Here is a 23,341-nt window from a genome sequence, read left to right as displayed (position 1 = left end):
GCGTATGCGAAGCAAGCTTTCACCTAAACGAGTTCTCTTTACTCTATTAACTTTTTTCAAGGAGTAATCAAAGGAATGAAACAGAAGCTCCCACACAGCTGGAGCATCCTGGCCCTGTTTGCTTTGCTCGCCGTTGCTCTGCTTGGATGCGCCGGGCAGGACGCGAATGCCAGCAGCAATGGCAAGGTCACGGTCCATCTGGGGTATTTCCCTAATATCACCCACGCGGTCGCGGTCGTCGGCGTACAGCAAGGGACGTTCGCCAAGGCGCTTGGATCAAACGTCACACTGCAAACCACGACCTTTAACGCGGGACCCGCGCTCATTGAGGCGCTCTTCGCCAAGAGCATCGATATCGGCTATGTCGGCCCCAATCCGGCTATCAATGGCTATATTAAGAGCCAGGGTTCAGCCCTGCGCATCATTGCCGGGGCCGCCAGCGGTGGCGCCTCTTTCGTGGTACAACCGAATATTAACTCGCCCGCTGACCTGGCCAATAAGAAGCTGGCCACCCCCCAGCTTGGCAATACTCAGGACGTTGCACTACGCAACTACCTCCAGAATCATGGTCTGCAAAGCACCGATAAGGGAGGCAATGTCCAGGTTATCCCAACCGATAACGCCAATATTCTCTCCTTGTTCAAACAGGGCAAGATCGATGGCGCCTGGGTGCCTGAACCTTATGCCACCCGCCTGGTGGTGGAGGGCAAGGGCAAAGTTCTTGTCAACGAGAGCACGCTCTGGCCCGGAGGGCAATTTGTGACGACCAATGTTGTCGTACGTAAAGCCTTCTATGATCAGCATCCCGACCTGGTCAAGAAGTTCCTGGAGGCCCACGTCGATACCGTTGGCTATATCCAGAGCCATCCCGACGACGCCAAGAAGATCATCAACGGCGAGCTCAAGCGCCTCTCAGGCAAAGCGCTCCCACAAAATGAACTCGATCAGGCCTTCGCCAATCTGAATATCACCTATGATCCACTGCCCAATGCCCTGTACAAGGCCGCTGACCAGGCTTTCGCGCTCGGCTTCCTGGGCAAGAGCAAGCCAGATCTGAAGAGTCTGTATCAGCTCAGCGATCTCAACGCGGTCCTCTCTGCCAAAGGGAAACCGACCATCTCTACCCCGTAAAAAATATTGTTTGTTGGTCAGGAGCGTGCCTCCGGCACGCTCCTGACCAACAAACAAGACCCGTGTGTAAATTATTTCGGGTTGTGAGTGTAGTGCAGTAGCCGCGTACGCCAGTAGCGAGTTACTGCATCACATCCACAATCCGCAGGAGGAAGAGAGATAATGCTTCGGCGCTCGCCAGTTATTGAGTTACCATCCCAGTTCCAGAGTGTATCTGTAGAGCCTAATGGGATTCCTTTGAAAATAGAGCAGGTCAGCAAAACCTACGCCGGGCGAGCACAGGCCGTCGAGGCATTGCGCCCAGTTAGCCTGGAGATTGAGGCGGGCGAGTTTGTCTGCTTTGTTGGTCCCAGTGGCTGCGGCAAATCGACCCTGCTCAGCATTATCGCGGGCCTGGAGAGCGCCAGTAACGGTACGGTCTGGGCCAGCAATAAGCCTGTGCAGGGACCGGGTACCGATCGCGTGCTGCTCTTTCAGGAGGCGGCGCTCTTTCCCTGGCTCGATGTACGCGGCAACGTCGAGTTTGGCCTGCGCCAGGCTGGTCTCCCCGCGAAGAGACGGGCCTCGCTCACACAGAAGTTCATCGACATGGTCCACCTGACCGGCTTCGAGAAGAGCTATATCCACCATCTCTCAGGTGGCATGCGCCAGCGTGTGGCTATCGCGCGCGCCCTGGCCATCAATCCTGCTGTACTGCTGATGGATGAACCCTTTGGCGCCCTGGATGCTCTGACGCGCGACCGCATGTATGTTGAACTCGAAAGCATCTGGTCGGCAACACAAAAAACGATTGTCTTTGTCACCCATAACGTGCATGAAGCGGTGGCCCTGGGCGACCGCGTAGTTGTCTTCTCACCCCGGCCTGGCACGATTGTGCGCGACTTCCGCATTGATCTCCCCCGGCCCCGCTCGCTGGAAGATCATCGCCTGGTAGACCAGGCCGCCGAGATCCTGGCGGTTCTAAAGGATGCCATGGGAGAACAAGAGGTAGTACACAATGGCTAAGGCGACCGCTCAACTTTCGACACCGCAAACAGCGACACATCCAGCATACGCGGCAATTGGCCCCTGGCTGCGCCGCCTCGTATTCTACGCGCTTTTACTCCTGGCCTGGCATATCATCGCTATCCTGAATATCTGGCCCTCCTATTCTCTGCCGGGTCCGCTGGCGGTATTCGCCTCCCTAGTAGATGGCATCAGTAGCGGCCAATATATTCAGGGGGCGCTGGTAAGTGTGCAAAGGCTGGCGCTTGGGTATGCGATCTCGCTCGTGCTAGGGGTGGCGCTAGGCGCGCTCATCGGGCGCTTCCGTCTGCTGGAGGAGACCGTGGGTTCGCTCATCCTGGGCCTGCAAGCCCTGCCTAGCGTGTGCTGGCTTCCCCTGGCCATCCTATGGTTTGGCCTCTCGGAACAGGCCATTACCTTTGTTGTCGTAATGGGTGCCCTCTTTTCGATCACACTTGGCGTCGTCAATGGCATCAAGAATACACCCCCGCTGTATGTCAGAGCGGCGCGCACGCTTGGCACACACGGTATTCCCCTGGCCACACAGGTCATTCTCCCGGCCGCGCTACCCTCTATTATAGAGGGGCTGAAACAGGGTTGGACCTTTGCCTGGCGCTCACTGATGGCCGCTGAACTGATCTATGGTACGCTGAGCCTGGGCAACCTGCTCAATGACGGGCGCAACTTCGATGATGCCGCCCAGGTCATAGCCATTATGCTCATTATTATCGTCATCGGCGTGGCGATTGATACGCTAATCTTCGCCAACATCGAACGCGGGATACGCGAACGCCGTGGGCTCCAGGGTTAAATAGAGCTTTTTATAAGCATGAGAAAGGCATTACACCTCTATGCGCGTGGTTTTGACGATTGCTCGCTCCATTCGCGACGTATACATCCTCATCGGCGTATTCGCCACGTTTCTGGTCGCGCTGGCCCTGCACTTCGCCGCGACCTGGAGTACAAACGTGGCGCAAACCTGGATCGCGCAACCTGGACATTTGATCGCAGTCCTCATCTTCATCGATGGCCTCTTTGTCTGCTGGCAATTTACCGAGAGCATCGCCCAGGACCGCCGTGATACCCGAGGCTGGCATCGCTGGGCTACGATTGTCCTGGTCACAGGCGTGCTGCTGGCGGTAATCGGCGTCGCGCTAGCCCTCTATGCCACACCGATCACCTGGAGCACGCTACTCTTTCTCATGGCCGCCTCGCGCCTGCTCTTCATCCTCATCCCCTTTCTCCTACTGGCTGCCCAACAGACGCTAGAGGAGCGCCTATCAGCAGATAAGCGCTCCATCTAATGTATAAAGCCTGAGGAACGCCTGAAGCCAAAGAGCAGGGAAGCGAGCGCAAATGACGCAGCAGTAATCGCCTGGCTTGGATGTGGGGACTATAGTGAGTAGAGAGCAGTCAACTTAGAATGGTATGCAGGAGCATGGAGCCGCGCGTAGCCCGACGCGTGCTTTAGCAGCGTCGGTCAGCTTCTTCCCGTGTCCCTGCCCGGAAATGTGTGGTGATGAAGGCCTTCTTCCACATTTGCTACATACTTGGCGCACTCCTCAGTGCTCTCTTACTGACAGGTTCCATTGCTTCTCCCGCTTCACAGGCGTTAGCTCAGACGACACGCAGAGAGGCTGGCCTGACACCTGCTGAGCAGAACTCAGTCACGATTCTTGTCCTGGATATGTCAGGCTCGATGAGCACAAGCGATCCCGCTGGCCTGCGCTGCTCGGCGGCCAATGCCTTTATCGATCTAAGCGGACCCGGCAACTATATCGGCGTTGTGGCCCTCGATGGTAATGGCGCAGCCGGCGGACCACATAATTTTCCCCTTGCTCAAAGCTGGGCCGCCCCTGGCGAGATGGCGACGCCCTTGCAGCGCCATGCTCTGCAAAAGACCATCATGGAGCAGTCACATCACTGCCAGCCCGATAACACGACACCGACCTATGACGCGCTACACCAGGCGCTTCAGATGCTCCAGCAGACCACCCAGGATCAGCCGCGCGTAGGCTCGGTCGTGCTCTTAACCGATGGCAATCCCGATCCAGGCACGAATGACCAGGTAAATGCCATTCAGAGCGAGCTTCTCCCACAGTTTAAGCAGCACAATTGGAGCATCGATACCATCGCGCTGGGCAATAACGCTCCTATCCAGGCCGGAACGCCCTACCACTCATTCCACGAGTTTCTCAGTGGCCTCGCCAATGCGACCTCGGGCAAGTTCTATGACGATGCCAACGGGGTTATCCAGGGTCAGCCCTCGCCCCTGAATATCGCGCCCTTCTTTGTGGATATCTTCGCCCGCCATAATCACCGGACGATTGGCGATGACATCGGGCTAACCCAATCCAATGGCAGCATCAGCCGCGCCTTCAATGTGACCAGTTATACCGATAACCTGGACGTAGTCGTCATTAAGGATCAACCAAGTACCACAGTCGCGCTCCAGGATCCGCAGGGGCATACCATCAGCGCGCAATCAGGCGTCTTTGTCTCCAACGCCGACCCCCACTATGTCATCTACTCAATTGACCGCCCCCAGCAGGGAGACTGGAACCTGACCGTGACCGGCTCGGGACGCTTCCTGATGAAAAGCTTAAAGGCTTCGTCGCTGGCACTCTCAGCCCTCGATATCTCACAGGCCAACCTGCAAAGCGGCGCACAATCAGCACTGGCCCTGGGCCAGCCCATCACGGTCAGCACTTACCTGACCTATCATGGAGAAGCAATCACCGATAATACCGTCTCGCTCAGTGGTCATGTCGCCTATAACGGTGCCGGGGGCCAGTATAGCCAGGACTTCGCGCTCGATAGCAAGGCAACGCCTGGAACGTATACGGGCACCATCTTTGTGCCTGAGAACGCCCCCTCAGGCTCCTACGATATCACTGTCAATAGCTATAGCGTCAGCCTCGCGCACACACTCAGTAGTCAATTGCGCTCGCTGCGCCTCGAACATTTTCCCGAGCCCAACTTGCTCTCCCCAGCGACACAGCAACCGACCGATCAGGAGATTACAGTCCAGACAGTTGAGTGGGACCCGGCCCTGCGTCTACTCTATGGCCTTCCATTCCCGCCCATAGCGCGGCTGAGCCAGTGGCCGCTCCAGGGAATTCCAGCTCAGCCCGCCACCTCGATCGAGGGGCAGACATTGCTACGCCAGCAAGCATATACTCACGCCCAGGTGCGGGCCGAGGCGATCCTGCCCAACGCGAAAGATCCAGTTCCCGTGCAGGTACAAAACCGCCAGGGTGGACGCTTTGCGCTAGCACTGCCCAATGTACAAAGCGGACCTTACCGCCTGCTCTTCCATACGCGCGGAAGTTTCGCCGATAGCCATGGTGACTTCGGAACGATTCGGCGCTCCCTGCGCGTCGCCCTGGTCGCTCCCACCTGGCTTCAAACGCTGCGGGCCTGGTTGATTACTCTGCTCTATGGGCTGCTCTTGCTGCTCCTGGTGTTACTCGTGCGCTATGCGCTCCTGCCCCATCCCTTCGGCGAGGTGCTGGTCAGCCAGGAGGGCGAGGCTGTAGGCAACATCCGCCTGCGACGCGCGCGTCGCAGTCCTCTCCAGGCGCTGCTACATCCCCAGCTCCTGCGCTCACGCCAGGCTGGTCTCCCATCCGGCCTCCGCTTCCGCTTCAAACACGGTGGCGGTATCGAGGTGGCAAGGGATGACTCTGCTGGCACCTCCTGGCGCAAGAGCGATGGCGAGCCAGTCCAGCCAGCTTTCCAGGAGCTACACGAGCTACATTATCGCCCTCCAGAAGAAGATCCAGGCGATGCGATGGCTACCTATCATATTCAAGCCCGTCACGCTCCCGACACAGAGGAAATTGATAAGCTAGAATCAGACCGGCCCAATATCTCCTCTTCCAGGTTCCACAAGCATCAGAGGAGGCTCAAGGCCACGCCCATAGACAACTATGAAGACGACATCTTTTAGAGTGTTACATAGAGAGGAGAAAAAGCCTGTAGGGGCAGAGCAAGCTCGGCCTCCGAGCGCAGCGACTTGCCAGCGTCAGGGTATCGGCCTGCGAGGCGGGCGAGTCCATGCCAGCATGGACCCTACTTTTCACGCCATTATATGTAGACGCGTGCTTTAGCAGCGTCGGCCCACTAGAAAGAGATCTGTATGGCCAGTATGCATGAAGATGAGATCCGTTTAGAGTCTGAACTTCCGGCGACGGTCGCGGCGTCACGCGTCCTGACACCTAACCTGGTGGTGCTTCTTGGGAGCACCTCGTCCCTGACCGGTCTCGAACTGATGCGCCATATGCTCTCCCTCAAGCCGGGCGATCAACAGCGCGTGGCCCTGGTCTATATCGATACCGACGATCCTCCGGCCCCCCTGGTCGAGTTTCGCCACCAGCACAACAATGTCTTCCTGGAGTTTCCCCTGCGCATCTCGGTCCCCATTGGCATCTCCAGCGCCACGCGCATCGATGCCAGTGACCAGCATACCTTTATCCAGCAACGCGTACCACAATACTTTACCAATGGCTCAGGCGGCATCCGCAACAACGGTCATGTCGCGGCCTGCTTCAATTATCAATATATTCATGAGGTGCTAGAGCACGCCCTGGTGACCGTGGCGCGCCTGGGGAGCGAGCAGAATATCTCTAAAACCGCGGGTGTGCAGGCCAATATTGTCGCCTTCCTCGGCGGCGGCACCGGTAGCGGCATCCTGGTAGATATCGCCGTCATGATTCGCGAAATTCTGACGCACCACCAGTATAAACAGCGCATCAATGTCTTCTGTATGCTTCCCGAGGCCGTAAATGGCGCGACCGCCAATGACCTGCGCTGGCGCAAGAGCAATGCCACCGCCTGCCTGCTAGAGGTACTGGCCTATAGTCGCGCCGCCGCCACTGCCCCCACTGGCGAGTATCAGAAATACATGCGTAACCGCATGCACCGTCTGACCAACGATCCCATCGCTAACGAGATCTATCTGATCGGCAATGCCTCTATGAACGATAGCATCGATACGGCGCGCATCGTCGGCATGGATCTCTTTCAACGTACGACGAACGCGGCTGGCGTTGGTTTCCTGGAGCATTCAAAGTGGCTTGATCGCCGCACCCTTGGCTCGACGGATGACCGTGGCCTACCCACGCTTTTTGGTACGACCTGTCCGCTTGAGGTACGCTTCCCCGCTACCGAGACGGCTCAAGCCTTCGCCCAGGTCTCGGCCTCCTACCTGCTTCCCCTCCTCGCCAGCTGTCAACCTGCCACAAGAGAGGCGGGCGAGAACGAGCGGCGCGCCTGGAGCAAGGAATGGAATAGCGTGGGGCGCATCGAGGCCGACGAGAGCAATCCCTTTGCCGTGCGCCTGGGGGTCTTCCGCAGCAGCGATTTCGAGGAAGCCTCGCAGGCCCACCTCGATCTCCTCTGGGCGAAACTAGAGCGCTTCGAGCGCAACACCGAGGCGCGTATGCAAGAGGTCACTGACGTGAAGGCCCATGAAGAGCATCGACATATTGAAGGCGTCGGCACCTTTGAGGAGGATGATACGGGTCAGACAAGCCTTTTTAACCGGCGCGTGCAGCATCTGCGTTCTCTCCAGCAGGAGTACCGCTTTATGCTTGAGCGCTTGCAGGAGGGAGAATCGCCCAGGGTCCCCATGCGCCCCTATGAGCTTGAAGAACGACTTGTGCACCAGCCTCATCTGCCTGGCGCCCTGCGCCGCGTCACACGTGACTATGCCAGTGCCCTGGCCGAGGCTTACAATGAGCGCCTGCGCCGTCATGCCCTGGCCACGCGCTACCACCTGCTAGAGCATCTTTTGCATGGCCTCAATGAACGCGTGCGCGAGGCCCTCAATCAGTCACTCTCCTGGTTTCAGAGCGCCAGCACCACCGAGCGGGCGCGTGAATTGCGCCTGAAGGGCCAGGCTAGCCTCGCCTGGTATGGCAAGCTAGAAAACCCTCACCCTCACCAGCGCCATCTCTTCGACTTGAGCACGCTGCGTACACTCAATGATCACAACGTCGCCGTGGAGCGCCTCTATCGCTGGTCCACGACTGGAGACATGCCGCTGGAAGATGAGAAACAGGCCATTAACTACCAGGGCTTCATCAAGCCCTGTACCGAGTTTCTTGCGCGCACGACCAACGCCCCCGGCAGTAATACGCTCTCCATTGAGCGCTATATCGCCGCCCGCCTGGCGGATCGCGTGGTCGATTTCTTTCGCGAATACTATACCAAACGCTTCGCGGATATGAATCTCTTTGAGCTCCTGGATAAAGCCACGCCACCGGCGTATAACGTGCAGACGCGTGGCGAGCAGATCAGTGGCTACTTCATCGCGCACCTGGAGCACATCTATGGCCTGCTCTCTAGCCTCGTGACCTTTGAGGCCGAACTCTGGCCGGAGGGCCTCTCTACGCTGGATAGCTCGCTCTTTATGGGGCTTGACTGGCGCGATGGCAGTCAGGAGGCTCTCTTCAAGCAAGCGCTACAGCACCTAAGCGCCTTCGCCAGTCATGGGCAGATCCCGCTGGTCAACGTCATGCATGATCCACATCGCCTGCAAGTCAGCTATGGTCTGCACGCACTGAGCCTCAGCACGGTGCGCGACTTCTATCTTGAGCACAATAGCGCTATGGAATGTTACCAGCATTTCCAGCGTGCCTGGGAGGAGAGCCACGGCACGGGTCTGATGCCGGTCCATAGCTCAGGTGAGGCTGAACGCCTGGTCACAGACAGAAATGCGCTCGGCTATGCTCTTCCCCTGCCCGAGATGGTCATCCGCCGCTCCTCGACTCCGGTGACACAGCCAACTTCGACAACAAGCGCTCAGAAGCTCGCTGAATCTTGAGAAAGGAGGAGACCATGCGCGCGCCTATTCATCTCCGTTTTCGCCCGGGACTGGTCATCTTCGTCGATGAGACGGGGCAGCATATTTGCGCACAGCTCATGTCGCTCCTCCAGCGGACAAAGCCGGACAGCATTCTCTGCCAGTGTATGGCCCTGTTTCAGCTCGACACACAGAAACGCACGGCAACCCAACTCCCCCTGACCTGGTCACTTGAGCAGGCGCAAATACCCCCAGCAGAGGCACGACCTTTTGAACTCCTGGTCACACAGACCTTACAAGAGATCCAATCCAACCGGCTCATCACGGAGATTACACGCGCGGGCTATCCTGTACCTGATCCTCGCGCGCAAATTTATATCGTTGGAGATCCCACGCGCAGCCCTCTCGCCCAGGTTCAGCAAGCCCTACAGGCTCAACTACAACGCAACAGTAACCATTCGTTCATCTGCTCTATGCTCCGCACCCAGCAGAGCACCCAGTTGGAAGCACCCCTGAATCTTGCGCTCCCAGCTCACTTCTGCTATCTCTATCAAGGGAACTCGATCCAGCCACAGCAGGCCTTTCTCTCGGAGGACGAGACCTACTATGCCATCGCGGAGGCGCTCTTTACCCTGCTACTCACCAGTATCACGACCGAACCCTTCTTCATAGAGATGATTCGTGGTGGCACCAGTCCGGCCACGCCAGTTGTTGTGGGTAGTCTTAGCACTAGCCTGGTGCTCTCTCCCCGAGAGGCCATTCAAGACTACTGTACGCTACGCCTTGGCAGAGACCTCCTTGAGCAATGGCGGCCCGGTCTCCAGGAAACGCCTATCGCGACAAGCAGGCGGGAGGAGCTGCGGGCGGGGGCGCGTGGCTTCGCCCAGACGCTTACCCACTGGCTGGAGGAGAGCCAGGAGCGTCCCCTCACCAATACCAAACACGGCTTACATTGGAGCATGCATCCACGCCAGCGCCCAGAGCATCTCGCCCCCAACCTGGATGGACTCTGCTCAACGCCTCCATCTCAGGTACCAAACTCTGAAGACACAGCTCGGCTACACAACCAGCTCTCAGAGCAAGCGCAGGCGCTCTTCACCTGCTTCTGGCCCGAAGCAGTACAGCACGCCTCCACTCGCCAGCCTGGAGCGGCTATAAACTGGAGTGAGTTGGTCACGTGCCGCGGGAAGAAGGCTCCTGAGCGCTATAACGCGTGGAATGCAAGCGCCACGCTCGCATGGCAGGCCATGACTACACTCATCAACACGAGGCTTCAGCAGATCATTACAGAGACCAGCCAGGTTGATGAGACCGGGCTGCATCTCGCCATACTCTATATCGACGAATTCGCCGCGCAGGTGGCACAACTCGAAAGGCGTTGCCTCGCCTGGCAGAGCCGCCATCAACGAAGCTATAACGAGACCATGCGCACATTTGCGACACGCGCTGGCCTCCCTCAAGCCACACCCGGCGCTCTCGAAGAGCCGCCTCAAGCAGATAAACAGCCTTCGCCAGGCCTGACCGCTGAAGAGGCAGAAATCGCTCAACGCCTGGGGGAGCGTGTCACTCGGCGTGAGGCCCGCGTACCTTCTCCAGCGGCCCAGGTCCTGATCGCACTCCCTTTTCTCATTGCCGTACTCATCACCCTGCCTCTCATATATCCCATAAGCATATTAGCGAACATCATAGCAAGCATGAGCACAGCTACATTCCTCGCGCATGGCCTCTTTCATTATCAACGTCAGCAGGCCGTGCGCGTTGCCCGATCCGACCGGCTAGGCTTCCATCGCCTGGCGTATATCCACCGCTGCGAGCTTCGCGAGGACGAACTTCGCACAAAGCTCTTGCAGGAGCTACAGGGCAGCGTCCACGATCTAAGCGAGCGTCTGCATGACCTGGCCCCATTCCTTGTAACCCTACGCGACCAGTTTAATGAGCAAGCCGAGCGCCTTCAGCAGGAACTCTACAACAGTCCTGCTGGATCGCGCGATGTGCTTGTGGTCAATGGAGAACTCTTGCAGCGTAGGTCGAGTAATACACTTGAGGAGATCGTCGAGCAGGTGAATAAGATGCGCACGCTCGCGCCCATACAGCCCTGGCATCAGACCCTGCCCGCCATCCAGCAGCACTTCTTGCGCGCGCTTACAGCGACAGGCCAGAGCCTATCTACCAGCAACCAGGATGACCTGCGCCGCCAGCTCATAGCCTTTGCCCGGGAGATCGTACAACCATACTGTTCCGGCGAGATGGCAGAACTTGGTCCCGCTCTTGCGAAGGATGATGCCTGGCGCGAAGCCTTCACGCAGGCGCGCAGGCTACTCTACCAGCCTGGGCCTGGCATGTCTGAGCAGAGCATGACCTTTGTGTGTGGGCGTGAAAGAGAGCTACAACGGAATGCGCTCCATATCCCTGACGACGCCTACCCGGTATACCTGTCCGAGGCACATCCCTGGCTCATTATCGCCACCTTTAGTTACGGCAACTTGCTTACAATGGAGGAAAGCTATGCCAGAACCTACACCCACGCCCACCACGACAGCAACCCAGCCAGTTCAAACTCAGAGTGAAGAGCCATCGCCTGAGTCCCTGCGAGATATCATTCGCCAGTATGCCGGTTGGTACCCACGCTGGTGGCTCCTGGCCGCGTTTCTCTGTACATTTGCCATTGTCGTGGGCATGCTAACCTGGGATGTCCTGCTCTGCCCCTCGGTCAAGATTAGCAGTAGTGACGCGCTCATCTGCCACGTGCCAGATGTTCCCTATCTCTTCCAGATCCTGCTCATCTGGCTGCTCTTCGGCCTCCTCTGGCTCCTCACCTTCACCTTTGGCTTCAAACTCGCCGAGCTGCCTACCGACCAGCCAGGCACATTCAGATTCAGTAAAATACTACGCGCCTGTACGGCCTTTGAGCCGCTGTATCCCATGCTCCTGGCTCAAGGGGTTATCTCCTGGCTCCTCATTAACATCATGTGGTGGCACGACAACTCACCGCCCATCTCTTTCGCTCTACTGGCGATCAGCGTCTTCATCGCCCATTGTAGTCTCTTTCACCACAGCCCATCTGCGCGACATCGCCTCTATCTCAGCACTTACGGCCTGCTCTGCCTGCTCCTATTGCTTGCCGAGGTTCTCTTCAAGCGCAATTTTCAAGCCCACCTGGGAGATGAATGGCTGCTCCTGACCATCGAGATCCTGCTTCTATTCGTCGGCATTGGAGCCATCTTCTGGCGCGCCCAGCCCACCAGGCCAACCAGACACCAGCTACCTGTCACCGTGAACGCCTCCATCTCGCCCCTCACCGTCCTGAGCAGCCTCTGGCCCTTTAACCACCTCTTCCCACCACAATAGTAATTGCCGACCTCCCATATCGGCACGCGCCCAAAGACTCCACTGGGAAATTTTGTCCGAACAAATTGCCACGTAAGAACCTGGGACAGTCATCGTGTGCGATGACTGTCCCAGGCCAACCACCAGTAGCCGCGTACGCCAGTAACGCGCCCCACACCCCGCAGGCGTGCTACCGCTGGCTGGCTGTATATGCGGCGTTATTCTGCTCGATCTGGCGAATGTGGACGAGATCGTGCTCGGCCCAATGCTCAAGCCACTTCTCGACGGTAAATTCGCCGTAGCCGGTGTGGAAGCCTGTACGCGCCCAATCTTCCTCGCTCAGGAAGGTCAGGATGTTCAGGCTGGCCACACGCTGGATGGCAAAGTCATGCAGCAGATCGCTCACGGCGTCACGTGAGGTGTTGCGATGGCTATGCCACTTCTTCTCATCGTTATCAGCAAGCGTAGGGTGCTCCTCTTTGACCATGCGCTCCACACGCATACGCATGATAAACATCTCGTCGTCTACCAGGTGAGCCAGGATCTCGCGTGTACTCCACTCCTCCGCGCCTGGGCGAAAATCCAGCGCCTCATCGCTTAAGCTCGCGGTCAATTCGGCCAGCGCCCCATGTGTCTGCTCCAAAGTAGTAATTAACTGAGCACGATTTGCATTCATACTTTTATCCTCATCTCTCAAAATAAGCGATTCAACTATCCTTACTCTAACACACCTACAAGCCCAGGCGTTAGCAATAGTTTTCGATTGCAATCATCATTTTTTTTGATACTGGAGGAAAGTTCTCAGCGTCTACGACGCTCGCAAGGGGGGTATGGTATGTGGTGGAAAACTGCCTGCGGCAGTTTTCCACCACATACCATACCCCCTTGCGAGCCACGAAGTGGAGAGAAGTATTGAGAAGATACAAAATTCGGCCAAATTTTGCGTTAAATCGCGCCCCTAAATCGCGACATAGAAGTAATAGACATGATAGACTACTTCGAGAGGGACATATCGATGGAGAATATGGACGAAGTCATACACAATATAGAAACCATCCTTTGCAGCGAGAGGCCGCGCCTGCTGTGCCTCTGCACTCGCCTGGCAGGTGACGCACACATAGCAGAGGACCTAGTACAGGAAACGCTGCTAGAGGCCTGGAAACATCTAGAAGGCCTGCGTGAGCCAGAGAAGATTTCTGCGTGGCTATCAGGGATCGCGCGCAACGTCTACCTGCGCTGGGCGCGCAAGCAGGGACGCCAGCAGGAGCAAAGCCTCCAGCTACAAACAGAGGCGGACGAGAGCCTGAACGTGCTTGAAGAGACGCTGGCCGATGACTTCGACATGGAGGTTGAGCTGGAGCGCAAAGAGCTGGCCGAGCTACTAGACCGCGCCATGGACCTGCTCCCACCCGAGACCCGCGCCTCGCTCCTTGAGCGCTATGTGCGCGAGTCATCGCTCTCCGAGGTCGCCAGCCTGATGGGGGTCAATGTTCATACCGCCTCCATGCGCCTCAAGCGCGGCACGCTGGCCCTGCGTCGCGTCCTGACCGACGAGTTTAAACTGGAAACGGAAACTTATGCCCCCAATGAGAACGCCGAATGGACCCAGCTCGCACTCTGGTGTCATCACTGCGGACAACAGCGTATGCTGGGCAAGCTCGACCCGGTGCAGGGCGACCTTTACTTAAAGTGTCTCACCTGCTGCCCACGCCCAAACGACTATGTCTCCTGGAACACCGGCATTAAGTTTCTGGAAGGCCTCAAGACCTTTAAGCCCGCACTCTCACGCCTGGATAAATGGGCCAGTAACTATTACCGCACCGCTCTACGTGAAGGCTCCGTCACCTGCATTGATTGTGATCACCCGGTGCCTCTCAACTTTGGCATACCCACCGAAACCTCAAGCTGGGTTCGTCAACGCAATGCCATCGTCATTGATCTACTCTGTAATCACTGTGGCTCCCGCTGCCATACCTGTATAGATACCCTGGCCTTCAACCTGCCAGAGGTCCAGGACTTCCGCCGTCGCTATCCGCGTATTCGCCTCCTGCCACCTCGCCAGATTGAGGCCGAGGGCGTGCCCGCGCTCGTCGCCACCTGCGAGAGCATTACTAGCGCGGCCAGGATCGAGGTCGTCGCGACTCGCGAGCGTTTCGATGTGCTCAACATCTATGGAGGTTAGGCAATGGGAGCAAGCATAGAACAGGAAAAGAATCTTCAAGCAGAGCAGGACACAGAGCTACTAGAGAAACGTGTGCTGCCCATCTACGCGCTCTTCCTCGCCAATACAGTCTCCCTGATTGGCGATAGATTGATGTTTATCGCTATACCCTGGTTGGTCCTACAGACCACGGGCAGCGCGTCCAAAGCGGGCATTACGGCCTTCTTCGAAACGCTCGCAGTCGTGCTCTCATCCTTCTTCGGTAGCCAACTTCTTGATAAACTGGGATTCAAGCGCGTCAGCATCCTGGGGGACGTGGCCAGCGGCATCGCGATCATGCTCATTCCTCTGTGTTATGAGACTATCGGCCTCAGCTTCTGGCAGTTGCAGGTTCTGGTCTTCCTGGCAGGCCTGCTTATGACGCCGGGCAGTTCGGCACGCTATGCCCTCCTACCAGACCTGATCAAGCTCTCGCGTATGCCTGCCGAGCGGGCAAACTCGTTCTATGATGGAGTCAGCCGTGTCTCTGGCTTCTTTGGCGCGCCCCTGGCTGGCGTACTGATCCTCGTTATTGGCACCAGCAACCTGCTCTGGGTGGATGGCGCGACCTTCTTCTTCTCGGCCCTCCTGCTCGCCTGGAGCATTCCCGCGAGCAAAGCAAAGCCGCGTGAACAGGGACAAGAGCAGGGCAACTATCTGCAAAATCTGAAAGAGGGGCTGACATTTCTACGCCGCACGCCAGTCATGTTCGCCATTGCCATCACCATCATGATTACCAACATGCTTGACCAGGGCATGTCAGGTGTGCTAATACCAAGCTATGGCCAGAAGGTGCTTGGGAGCGCAGTTTCGCTTGGCTGGCTAATCGCGGCCTGGGGAGGCGCAGCCTTCGCGGGAACCCTCCTCTTCGCCGCCATTGGTCATCACCTCCCCAGGCGGCTCACCTTCGGCCTCTGCTTCTGCTTTTCGACGATCCTGCGTTTCTTCGCGCTGGCCCTGGGCCTGCCTCTGCCTCTGCTCATCATCTCCTACGCCATAGGCGGTATAGCAATCGGCCCCATCAATCCCATCTTGAGCACCATGGAGCAGGAGCTAGTCCCAACTGAGCTGAGGGCGCGCGTCTTCGGCGCCCTCACCGCCATGGCCTTCCTGGGCATGCCCCTCGGCGGCCTGGTCGCGGGCTTCCTTGCTGATTGGCTCGGCATCACACCAGGAATCCTCATCTTCGGCTGCATCTACCTGCTCTCAACCATCTCCCTCCTCTTCAATCCCAGCCTGAAGGGGATGGATCAACCTAAAAGGACTACCATCGCAGATGGTGTACAATAATGTGCCTTGATGAATACATAAAAAAAGGAAAATAGAATAATTGCAATCACTTACTCAATTAGCTGCATATAATAACGCCGTCTGGTGCGATACTATCTGCCGATCTCATAATATCCTGGGAGAGTTTCATGATGATTTCTGGATTTGTCAACGACAAACGCCAATCTATTACCCCAATCTCGTGACGCTTACGCCAAAAGCCAACATTAACCTTGAGCATAACACTCTCGCTGAGTTTCTTACTACCAAAAGGGAATACAGTGTTTCTGTCAGTACCCTACGGCGAAAGCCGAGGGCTTGGAGTTGTGTCTGAACTCCACCGCAATTCAGCATACCTTTTCAGGCGTGCGGCTTTGGCTTCATCGTCCGACACATCAGGGCGTACTGACAAGAGGCCCGTTCCTATCCAGTCTTGCCGGAGAAGAAGCGTTCGCATCGCAATGTTTCTTGCACCAACCAGATCGGCATGGAGCGTGTACTGACAATTCTGACAGACGAAGAGCAATCCTTTGTTGGGTCTATTCTCTTTGCAGGTGTGCCCACATTTGGGGCACGCTTGCGAGGTGTAGTTGGCATCCACCTTGATCGCCATACTTCGATGTAAGAGCGCTTTATAGGCAATCATGCTATGCAACTCAGCGAAGGACCATTTGGAGAAGGTACGATTGGCTTTTCGCTGTTTTGCATTTTTGCCTTTGCGTCGTTTGGTACGCTCTCGAATGTCTGTCAGATGCTCCAGTCCAATCAAGCTTTGAGGGTGCTGTAGGACAATCCGCTTACTCACGACATGATTGGTATTCTGCTTCAACCGTCTCTCTCGTCCACTGATGGCAACGAGCCTTCTTGTCGCTGAACGAGTGCCTTTCTTTTGCAGACGTTTTCTCAGTCGTGCGGAGTGGTTTGCCTTGGGGACAATCTGTTTGCCTGAATGGAAGGTGCAATCCCCTTGCATCGTCGCCGTGACGGCAAGGTATCGCATCCCCACATCCACGCCAACGACTTGCTTGTGCGTTTCAGGTGTAGGATCAGCCGTCTCAATTTCAAGAGAGACAAGGAGGTAAAATTGTTTCTTGGGCTTGTCATACCAGAGTTTCGATGCACCAATCTCCGCTCCACGCTGGATCAATGCCACATGCTTATTGTAGCCAGTATAGGGCACGATAACACGTCCCTCAAGGGTCAGGATGCTCACCTGCTGCTCTTTCTTGAAGGTGTAGTCTTTCTTGTACTGATAGGTCAACGTGGGGGAGATGAACTTGGGAGCCTTATCAAGCCCTTTGTAGCGTTTCTTGGTCTTCCCTTCCTTACGATGAACAGCATTGTTCTTGACCTTTGTCCAGAGGGTTTTATACGAGGCTCCAACTTGGCGAGGAACAGAACAGGCCATTTGCGAAGGCAGATGAAAACGGAGGCGGATCTCTTCGTAGGTGGCATCTTGCAAACGAACAGCATTGCTCATCTTGCCATGCTCAAAGGCATACTGGCTCACATAGTTGAGAGAATCCCGATATGCCAGTTGCGTTGTACGTAATGCCTTGAATTGCTCGGGCGTTGTATTTAATTTGAGTTTCGCTGTTACTACCGTTTGCATACGCTAAATTATACCATAGTTTTCATCTGACTGTCAACAATACATGAGCAGATGAGAGAATGTCTACGGCGTATTCCACCCAAGCCACCTACAAAGGAACGCCGCATTCCTCCCCATGCCTGAAAGGGCAGGGGCATCCTGCGGCGTTTTGGGTGAAGGATAGTTTCGCGATCCTGGATCTCGCCCCCTTTGGGTTTGAGCAGCTCTTTCAAGCGCAATGGATTCTTAGAGAAATATCTGGAGAAACTGCCTCGACGAGAGACACTAATCTCCAATGGCGGCAAATCACATCAGAGAAGGAACTGCTACGTTGGGAAGAGGCATGGTCCCAAACATCTTTGTCTCAAAATCAGCTTTTCCTCCCAACACTCCTGCATGATGAGGACATTTGCTTTATAGCAGCTTACAAAGCAAAGCAGATCGTAGCAGGAGCGATTGCTAATAGAACTACCGGAGTAGTAGGCATCTCCAATGTCTTTACTCCCGAGCAAGAGCCGGAAAAATACTGGGAAGAATTGGTCAGCATGATAGCTACCTGCTATCCTGATCTTCCTATTGTTGGATATGAGCAGGATGAGAGCCTGGAAACTGCATTACGCGCTGGCTTTACGCCCCTGGGTCCATTAAGCGTGTGGCTAAAATAGCAAAGAGATATATCGATAAACTTAAAAACGTGACATACTAATAGGGGAACAGGTGCGGTCGCCTGGCTGCTCCTGGTGGTAAAAGTAAGTGTGTATTTTTGCTAGAAAGCGATGTATGTATGTCTGATACGCAAGTGACGAGTTTTGCTGAAGATCGCTATGAGCGGATGCAGTATCGCCGTAGCGGCCGTTCAGGGCTGCGCCTGCCGGCGATTTCGCTGGGGGCCTGGGAGACCTTTGGTGGCTATCGCGGTGAAGAGGTGGCGCGCGCCTGCCTCTATCGCGCCTTCGATCTGGGCATCACCCATTTTGACCTGGCCAATAACTATGGTCGCCCTGCGGGCAATGCGGAGAAGGTGGTGGGGAAGATCTTACGCGATATGCCACGCGATGAGCTGATTATCTCGACTAAGGCGGGCTATTATATGTGGCCCGGTCCCTATGGGGATGGCCTCTCGAAGAAATATCTTGTGGCGAGCCTGGATCAGTCGCTGAAGCGCCTGGGTCTGGAGTATGTGGATATCTTCTATGCGCACCGTCCCGATCCCGAGACGCCGCTGGAGGAGACGATGGCTGCCCTCGATCTGATTGTGAAGCAAGGCAAGGCGCTCTACATTGGCGTGAGCAACTTCACGGGTGCGCAGTTTGAGGAGGCAGTGGCGATCACTAAACAGATGGGCCTGGCGCCTATTACGATCCATCAGCCATACTATAACATGCTGGGACGCGGGCCAGAGCATAATCTCTTTGATCATACGCTGCGCGCGGGGAGCGGTGTCATTACTTTCAGCCCCCTGGCGCAGGGTCTGCTGAGCACCAAGTACCTGGGCGATAATATCCCCAGCGATTCACGCGCGGCTGAATGGTGGGACAAACAGCATGCCGAAAGGATGCTCACACCTGAGAAGCTAGAGCAGATTCGCGGCCTGAATAAGATCGCCCAGGAGCGCGGCCAGAGCCTCGCGCAAATGGCACTGGCCTGGAATCTGCGCCACAAGGCCGTGACCAGCGTCCTGATCGGGGCCTCGAAGGTCGAGCAGATCGAAGAAAACGTCGCCGCGCTGAAGAACCTCGAATTCAGCGAGGACGAACTCAAGGCCATTGATAAGATCTCGCCCGTGTAAGTGTAGGCGAATCATACGCGGTGCACCCAACATGTAGGGTCCATGCTGGCATGGACGCGTCCGGCCCGCAGGCCGATACCCCCGACGCGGGAGATCGCTGCGCTCGGAGTCCATGCCAGCATGGACCCTACGGAGTGGGGCAAGGCTAGCTCGCCAGTGAGATGAAGGCGATATCGACGGAGGAGTTATACTGGAAGTCCCAGTAGGAGCAGATGCCCCAACCTCCTCCGTCAGCATACCAGTTGTAGTTACTGGTATGCACACTCTTATTGCCAGTTATTGACTCGACGATGCCGACATGGCCCAGGCTGCCCGCGCCCTGCACATAAGGTTGAAGGGCGATAATGGCGCCTACCGTTGGCGTGCGCGAGACTACCCAGTTGTTACTCTTGGCCTGGTCAGGCCATTTCCACGCATCGCCAAGCCAGGGCACCCAGACCCCATGTACCTGGTGAAAGCGGTAGGCCCCCCAGTAGGTACATTGTCCTGCGGGAAAATTGTTACTCTTGCCAGCCACTGGCTTCTTCACAGGTGGTGGCTTAGGAGCAGGCGTGGGCGTTGGAGTCGGGACGGGAGTTGGGGGTTGTTTAGGAACAGGAGTGGGGGTTGGCGTTGGAGATGGAGCCGGGGTGGGTTGAGAGGGTGGGACCGGCGTTGAGCCTTGGGGCAAGGGGTGGTCAATATGCATAAAGTAGACATCACCACTACCAGGGGGACGGTCATATGTGTGCTGAGGATCGTAGGCTAGAATGGCGCGCTCAAATTTCTGGTATGAGCGAGGCTTGCCAGGCTCAGGCGTGTAGGCATTGCCCAGAGGCAACCCGATATGCGTCAGGCCATTCATGCCAGTAGTACCAAAGAGGCGGTAAAAGTTCAGGATATTCCCGGCGATAATATAGCCTGTCTGCTTACAACACCAGGTGTTGCTATCAACCGCGCTAAAAAATTTCGCGACCAGAGGATTATCTAGACCAAGCATTCTATTCTCCTCCACCATCACATATCCACGTCCAGGATCAGTAGAAGTGTCTATTCCCTACATTAGTGTCGCTATATTGTGTTGAGAGGCTCAAAATAAGTATACTCTATAAATCGTGTATTTGTATAGTGTATGTTTTCTCCCAGGTAAGTTCTTCGCGCCTGCGGCCCTCAGGAGTAAGGGGTGTATGGGTGGTAAATGCGGCAAAGCCGCATTTACCACCCATACACCCCTTACTCCTGAGGCGAGCTTGCGGGCCGGGGAGTAGTGGGGCGAGAACGGCGCTGCCCCCCACAACATTAGGCATTGCTCTTCAGCCTCTTTCGGGTTAAGATACGCTTTAACAAGCGCACAAGCGTAATCCTGGAGAGAGCTAGTAACTATGCTGATTCAAGATACTGTCTTAATTAATGATTGGCATCCTATTGCCCGTTCTGCTGATATTGTCGAGGGGGAACCGGTCGCGGCACGTTTACTGGGCGAGGACCTGGTATTATGGCGTAGCGCGGATGGGGAGATCCATGCCTGGCGCGATCTCTGCATTCACCGTGGCGCGAAACTCTCGCTGGGCAAGGCAACCAAAACGACACTGGCCTGCCCATATCACGGCTGGGTCTATAACGGCGAGGGGCGTTGCATTCGCTTCCCCGCCCATCCTGAGCAGTGTCCGCCCGCCAAGGCTCAGGCGAAGGTCTACCAGGCCCGTGAGCGGTACAACACCATCTGGGTCTCGCTGGGAGAGCCAGAGCGCGATATTCCCGTCTTTCCAGAGTGGGACGACCAGAGGTTTAAGGCCGTCGTCTGTGGCCCTTACAAGGTGCAGGCCGGAGGGCCACGCCTGATCGAGAACTTTCTGGATGTGGCACACTTCCCCTTCGTTCACCAGGGAAGCCTGGGCGACCTGGAGCATACAGCTCTCTCTGATTATCAAGTCGATGTGACGCCAGATGAGATTGTCGCCAACGACATCTGTGTCTGGCAGCCCAATCCCATTGGTGTAGGCCAGGGGGCGTATATGCATTATATTTATAAAGTTCTACGCCCTCTTACGGCTTACCTGGCGAAACAGGACGAGGATAATTCAGGGCTGGCCCTGCTCTTTACCATCACACCTGTAGATATCGATCACTCCCTAGTCTGGACCTATGAGGCGACAACGACAAAGGATGAGTCGGACGAGGAGATCATCAAGTTCCAGGAGGGCATCCTCTTCGAGGATATTCCAGTCGTCGAATCACAGCGGCCCGAACTCCTGCCCCTGGACCTCCAGGCCGAGCTACACCTGCGCTCAGACAGGCTCTCTATCGCCTACCGGCGCTGGCTGCGCGAGAAAGGCGTCACCTTCGGTACAGCTTGATAAAGCGAAAAAGGGAGAGGTGCGTTAGCGCACACTCTCCCTCGCATGTTCCCGGCAAGAGGGCATGAAAGAACAAGCGATATGTCTGTCTCCCTGCTAACCTGTACTATCAGGAACATCCTATTTATAGGCGTTTGTGTTAGCACAGGGGGAATCGCTGGTCTTGTAGACCTTGGCCCAATCGCCAGGAGGCACAAGACTCTGCGCGTTGTCCACAACTCCCTGCACGCAGGGCTTGAGTACATAGCTCGTAGCACGCTGGTCAATGGGAATCCAGGCGACGTCATCCACAAGTTGCTGCTCAATCTGGTTGTACTGGGCAAGACGCTCAGTATTGTTCTGATTGACGTCAGCCTTCAACATCAGCTCCTGCATCTGCTTCTGGATCGCGACCGTCTTGGAATTCCCCATCCCATAATTGGTCGAGTCGTTGGTTGAGCCATTGCCAAAGAGCAGGGTCGTCCAGTCTTCGGGATCGGGATAGTCCGCACCCCAGGCCGCAAACCACATCTGCAATTTGCCATTGCCCACGGTATTTGAGACATCATCCAGGCGTTTGTTAAAGTCCTCGTCGTTGATGGTGACCGTGACACCCAGGGTATCCTTCCACTGTTGCTGCGCAAACTGGAAGAGATTCTTGGCAGTCTGTGAGCCACCAGAGGCGACCGTCACCGTCACAGCAGGGAAGTTTGAAAGGGTGTAACCCTCCTCCTGCATACCTTGCTGGAAGAGCTGTTTGGCCAGGTTTTTATCGCCCTTCGTGCTGGTCACGCCACCAGGAGCCTTGAGGTTGGGATTATACCCCGGCATTCCTTGAGGCACGATGTGGTTGGTCGCCAGGCGCGCACCCTTGTTGATGCGATCCTGAATGGCGTTTTTATCGATGGAGAGGGCAAAAGCCTGGCGGATCTTGATATTGTTAAAGGGCTTGGCCAGGTAGTTCATCGCAAAGTAGTCGATGGTCAACTGAGGCACCTGGCGATACTGCTTATTGGGTAGAGAGCGTGCCTCATCCAGGTTAGCAGTTGGCACACCAGCCTGGTCGACCTGGTTGGTCTTGTAGGCTTTGTAGGCCGTCTGTGGATCTTTGTAGAAGGCGTATACCAGTTTCTGCAATTGAGGCTTGCCACCCCAATAGTTGCTGTTAGGCACAAAGCTAACCTGCTTACCAGAGATATGCTGGTCCAGTTTGAAGGGACCTGAGCAGCCACCCTCGTTCAGGTGCTTAAGAAAATCTGTATCGCCATACTTCTGCACAAAGCTCTTCTCCACGACATACGATGTCGGGTAGGTCAGGGCTTGCAGGAAGTACTGCGCGCTCTGGCTGGTCACAATCTTGACCGTTGTAGGATCGGGTGCGAAGAGGCTATCATTGATCAACGTGGGAACCTTGCCTGCAAAGCGCTTATCTGAATCCTTGATCAGGCTCAGATAGGCTGGAGCCACCGTCGACTTCAGTTCCGGCTTGAGCGCACGGTCAATGCTGAAGATCACGTCGTCTGCGGTGATGGGATTGCCATCATTAAACTTGAGGCCGTCGCGCAGCTTAAAGGTCCAGGTCAGACCATCGCTGGAGGTGCTCCAGTTCTGGGCCAGTTCGCCATACACTTTCAGATTATCATCGAGCTGTACCAGGCCTACAAACATCAGATTGAGGGCGTTAATCGAAGGGGCATCGGTCGAGAGGGCCGGATCGAGTGTCGCGACATCCGATATACCGCTCACCGGGATGACGTACACCTGCTTGTCGTTAGAGAGCTTGGCTCCAGACCCATTACCATTTCCCCCTGAGCCGCCACCACAGGCGGTAACAAGCAGGGCCAGCAAGGTAAGAAGCACTGGCCAGATAAGCATAGAGCGTTTTCTACCCGAAGGCATAACATTA

At 56.1% G+C, this 23,341-nt stretch carries 17 protein-coding genes; 13 read left to right on the top strand and 4 right to left on the bottom strand.

The window, feature by feature from the left end; all coding sequences use genetic code 11:
* Window positions 1-75: 75 nt before the first annotated feature.
* The 8 genes from KRAC_RS48365 to KRAC_RS48330 all read left to right on the top strand — a co-directional run bounded on the left by KRAC_RS48365 (window position 76) and on the right by KRAC_RS48330 (window position 12,292).
* Window positions 76-1,131, top strand: coding sequence for an ABC transporter substrate-binding protein (locus tag KRAC_RS48365; protein WP_007919891.1), 1,056 nt, complete (start codon window positions 76-78; stop codon window positions 1,129-1,131).
* 162 nt (window positions 1,132-1,293) lie between these two features.
* Window positions 1,294-2,136: an ABC transporter ATP-binding protein gene (locus KRAC_RS48360; protein ID WP_007919890.1), complete on the top strand. Its 843-nt coding sequence runs from the start codon at window positions 1,294-1,296 to the stop codon at window positions 2,134-2,136.
* On the top strand, window positions 2,129-2,947 hold the full coding sequence (locus tag KRAC_RS48355) for an ABC transporter permease (protein ID WP_007919887.1): 819 nt from the start codon (window positions 2,129-2,131) through the stop codon (window positions 2,945-2,947). Before KRAC_RS48360 ends, KRAC_RS48355 begins: the two co-directional genes overlap by 8 nt.
* A gap of 40 nt (window positions 2,948-2,987) precedes the next feature.
* Window positions 2,988-3,440, top strand: coding sequence for a hypothetical protein (locus KRAC_RS48350; RefSeq protein ID WP_007919885.1), 453 nt, complete (start codon window positions 2,988-2,990; stop codon window positions 3,438-3,440).
* 215 nt (window positions 3,441-3,655) lie between these two features.
* Window positions 3,656-6,088, top strand: a complete 2,433-nt coding sequence (locus KRAC_RS48345; protein WP_007919884.1) for a vWA domain-containing protein — start codon at window positions 3,656-3,658, stop codon at window positions 6,086-6,088.
* Window positions 6,089-6,277: 189 nt separating this feature from the next.
* Complete coding sequence (locus KRAC_RS48340) at window positions 6,278-8,965, top strand: tubulin-like doman-containing protein (protein ID WP_007919882.1); 2,688 nt, start codon at window positions 6,278-6,280, stop codon at window positions 8,963-8,965.
* Window positions 8,966-8,979: 14 nt separating this feature from the next.
* Window positions 8,980-11,511 (top strand): hypothetical protein, encoded by a 2,532-nt coding sequence (locus KRAC_RS48335; protein ID WP_007919880.1) that lies wholly within the window; start codon window positions 8,980-8,982, stop codon window positions 11,509-11,511.
* Window positions 11,450-12,292 (top strand): hypothetical protein, encoded by an 843-nt coding sequence (locus KRAC_RS48330; RefSeq protein WP_040447345.1) that lies wholly within the window; start codon window positions 11,450-11,452, stop codon window positions 12,290-12,292. Before KRAC_RS48335 ends, KRAC_RS48330 begins: the two co-directional genes overlap by 62 nt.
* 169 nt (window positions 12,293-12,461) lie before the next feature.
* Here KRAC_RS48330 and KRAC_RS48325 read toward each other — a convergent pair whose 3' ends face one another.
* On the bottom strand, window positions 12,462-12,947 hold the full coding sequence (locus tag KRAC_RS48325) for a DinB family protein (protein WP_007919875.1): 486 nt from the start codon (window positions 12,945-12,947) through the stop codon (window positions 12,462-12,464).
* 339 nt (window positions 12,948-13,286) lie between these two features.
* Between KRAC_RS48325 and KRAC_RS48320 the strand changes: the two genes are divergently transcribed.
* A complete protein-coding gene (locus KRAC_RS48320; protein WP_007919874.1) occupies window positions 13,287-14,453 on the top strand; it encodes an RNA polymerase sigma factor in 1,167 nt (388 codons plus the stop codon).
* Between the two features lie 3 nt (window positions 14,454-14,456).
* Entirely contained in the window at window positions 14,457-15,761 is a 1,305-nt protein-coding gene (locus tag KRAC_RS48315) for an MFS transporter (RefSeq protein ID WP_007919872.1), read from the top strand.
* Window positions 15,762-16,038: 277 nt separating this feature from the next.
* Here the strand turns inward: KRAC_RS48315 and KRAC_RS48310 are convergent, their stop codons facing one another.
* Window positions 16,039-17,352 (bottom strand): RNA-guided endonuclease InsQ/TnpB family protein, encoded by a 1,314-nt coding sequence (locus tag KRAC_RS48310; RefSeq protein ID WP_007919870.1) that lies wholly within the window; start codon window positions 17,350-17,352, stop codon window positions 16,039-16,041.
* Window positions 17,353-17,411: 59 nt separating this feature from the next.
* Here KRAC_RS48310 and KRAC_RS48305 point away from each other — a divergent pair, with 59 nt between their 5' ends.
* Together KRAC_RS48305 and KRAC_RS48300 are read left to right on the top strand one after the other, a co-directional pair.
* Complete coding sequence (locus KRAC_RS48305; protein WP_007919868.1) at window positions 17,412-17,996, top strand: hypothetical protein; 585 nt, start codon at window positions 17,412-17,414, stop codon at window positions 17,994-17,996.
* A gap of 119 nt (window positions 17,997-18,115) precedes the next feature.
* Window positions 18,116-19,120, top strand: a complete 1,005-nt coding sequence (locus KRAC_RS48300; RefSeq protein WP_007919866.1) for an aldo/keto reductase — start codon at window positions 18,116-18,118, stop codon at window positions 19,118-19,120.
* Window positions 19,121-19,265: 145 nt separating this feature from the next.
* Here the strand turns inward: KRAC_RS48300 and KRAC_RS74980 are convergent, their stop codons facing one another.
* The gene (locus KRAC_RS74980) at window positions 19,266-20,099 is read right to left on the bottom strand and encodes a CHAP domain-containing protein (RefSeq protein ID WP_007919864.1); all 834 of its coding nucleotides are present in this window, start codon (window positions 20,097-20,099) and stop codon (window positions 19,266-19,268) included.
* A gap of 382 nt (window positions 20,100-20,481) precedes the next feature.
* On the opposite strand from KRAC_RS74980, the gene KRAC_RS48285 reads away from it, so the two are divergent.
* Window positions 20,482-21,456, top strand: a complete 975-nt coding sequence (locus tag KRAC_RS48285; RefSeq protein WP_007919857.1) for an aromatic ring-hydroxylating dioxygenase subunit alpha — start codon at window positions 20,482-20,484, stop codon at window positions 21,454-21,456.
* 120 nt (window positions 21,457-21,576) lie between these two features.
* Here KRAC_RS48285 and KRAC_RS48280 read toward each other — a convergent pair whose 3' ends face one another.
* Window positions 21,577-23,334: a peptide ABC transporter substrate-binding protein gene (locus KRAC_RS48280; RefSeq protein WP_007919856.1), complete on the bottom strand. Its 1,758-nt coding sequence runs from the start codon at window positions 23,332-23,334 to the stop codon at window positions 21,577-21,579.
* Window positions 23,335-23,341 lie beyond the last annotated feature (7 nt).

It is taken from the genome of Ktedonobacter racemifer DSM 44963, from assembly GCF_000178855.1.
In the GTDB taxonomy this organism is placed as follows: Bacteria; Chloroflexota; Ktedonobacteria; order Ktedonobacterales; family Ktedonobacteraceae; genus Ktedonobacter; species Ktedonobacter racemifer.
This window is presented reverse-complemented; position numbering and strand designations above follow the sequence as displayed.

What these genes read in the sequence shown, in the direction of transcription:
- KRAC_RS48365 (WP_007919891.1), top strand. Translation starts at nt 76, where the DNA reads ATGAAACAGAAGCTCCCACACAGCTGGAGCATCCTGGCCCTGTTTGCT.
- KRAC_RS48360 (WP_007919890.1), top strand. Translation starts at nt 1,294, where the DNA reads ATGCTTCGGCGCTCGCCAGTTATTGAGTTACCATCCCAGTTCCAGAGT.
- KRAC_RS48355 (WP_007919887.1), top strand. Translation starts at nt 2,129, where the DNA reads ATGGCTAAGGCGACCGCTCAACTTTCGACACCGCAAACAGCGACACAT.
- KRAC_RS48350 (WP_007919885.1), top strand. Translation starts at nt 2,988, where the DNA reads ATGCGCGTGGTTTTGACGATTGCTCGCTCCATTCGCGACGTATACATC.
- KRAC_RS48345 (WP_007919884.1), top strand. Translation starts at nt 3,656, where the DNA reads ATGAAGGCCTTCTTCCACATTTGCTACATACTTGGCGCACTCCTCAGT.
- KRAC_RS48340 (WP_007919882.1), top strand. Translation starts at nt 6,278, where the DNA reads ATGGCCAGTATGCATGAAGATGAGATCCGTTTAGAGTCTGAACTTCCG.
- KRAC_RS48335 (WP_007919880.1), top strand. Translation starts at nt 8,980, where the DNA reads ATGCGCGCGCCTATTCATCTCCGTTTTCGCCCGGGACTGGTCATCTTC.
- KRAC_RS48330 (WP_040447345.1), top strand. Translation starts at nt 11,450, where the DNA reads ATGCCAGAACCTACACCCACGCCCACCACGACAGCAACCCAGCCAGTT.
- KRAC_RS48325 (WP_007919875.1), bottom strand. Translation starts at nt 12,947, where the DNA reads ATGAATGCAAATCGTGCTCAGTTAATTACTACTTTGGAGCAGACACAT.
- KRAC_RS48320 (WP_007919874.1), top strand. Translation starts at nt 13,287, where the DNA reads ATGGAGAATATGGACGAAGTCATACACAATATAGAAACCATCCTTTGC.
- KRAC_RS48315 (WP_007919872.1), top strand. Translation starts at nt 14,457, where the DNA reads ATGGGAGCAAGCATAGAACAGGAAAAGAATCTTCAAGCAGAGCAGGAC.
- KRAC_RS48310 (WP_007919870.1), bottom strand. Translation starts at nt 17,352, where the DNA reads ATGCAAACGGTAGTAACAGCGAAACTCAAATTAAATACAACGCCCGAG.
- KRAC_RS48305 (WP_007919868.1), top strand. Translation starts at nt 17,412, where the DNA reads ATGTCTACGGCGTATTCCACCCAAGCCACCTACAAAGGAACGCCGCAT.
- KRAC_RS48300 (WP_007919866.1), top strand. Translation starts at nt 18,116, where the DNA reads ATGTCTGATACGCAAGTGACGAGTTTTGCTGAAGATCGCTATGAGCGG.
- KRAC_RS74980 (WP_007919864.1), bottom strand. Translation starts at nt 20,099, where the DNA reads ATGCTTGGTCTAGATAATCCTCTGGTCGCGAAATTTTTTAGCGCGGTT.
- KRAC_RS48285 (WP_007919857.1), top strand. Translation starts at nt 20,482, where the DNA reads ATGCTGATTCAAGATACTGTCTTAATTAATGATTGGCATCCTATTGCC.
- KRAC_RS48280 (WP_007919856.1), bottom strand. Translation starts at nt 23,334, where the DNA reads ATGCCTTCGGGTAGAAAACGCTCTATGCTTATCTGGCCAGTGCTTCTT.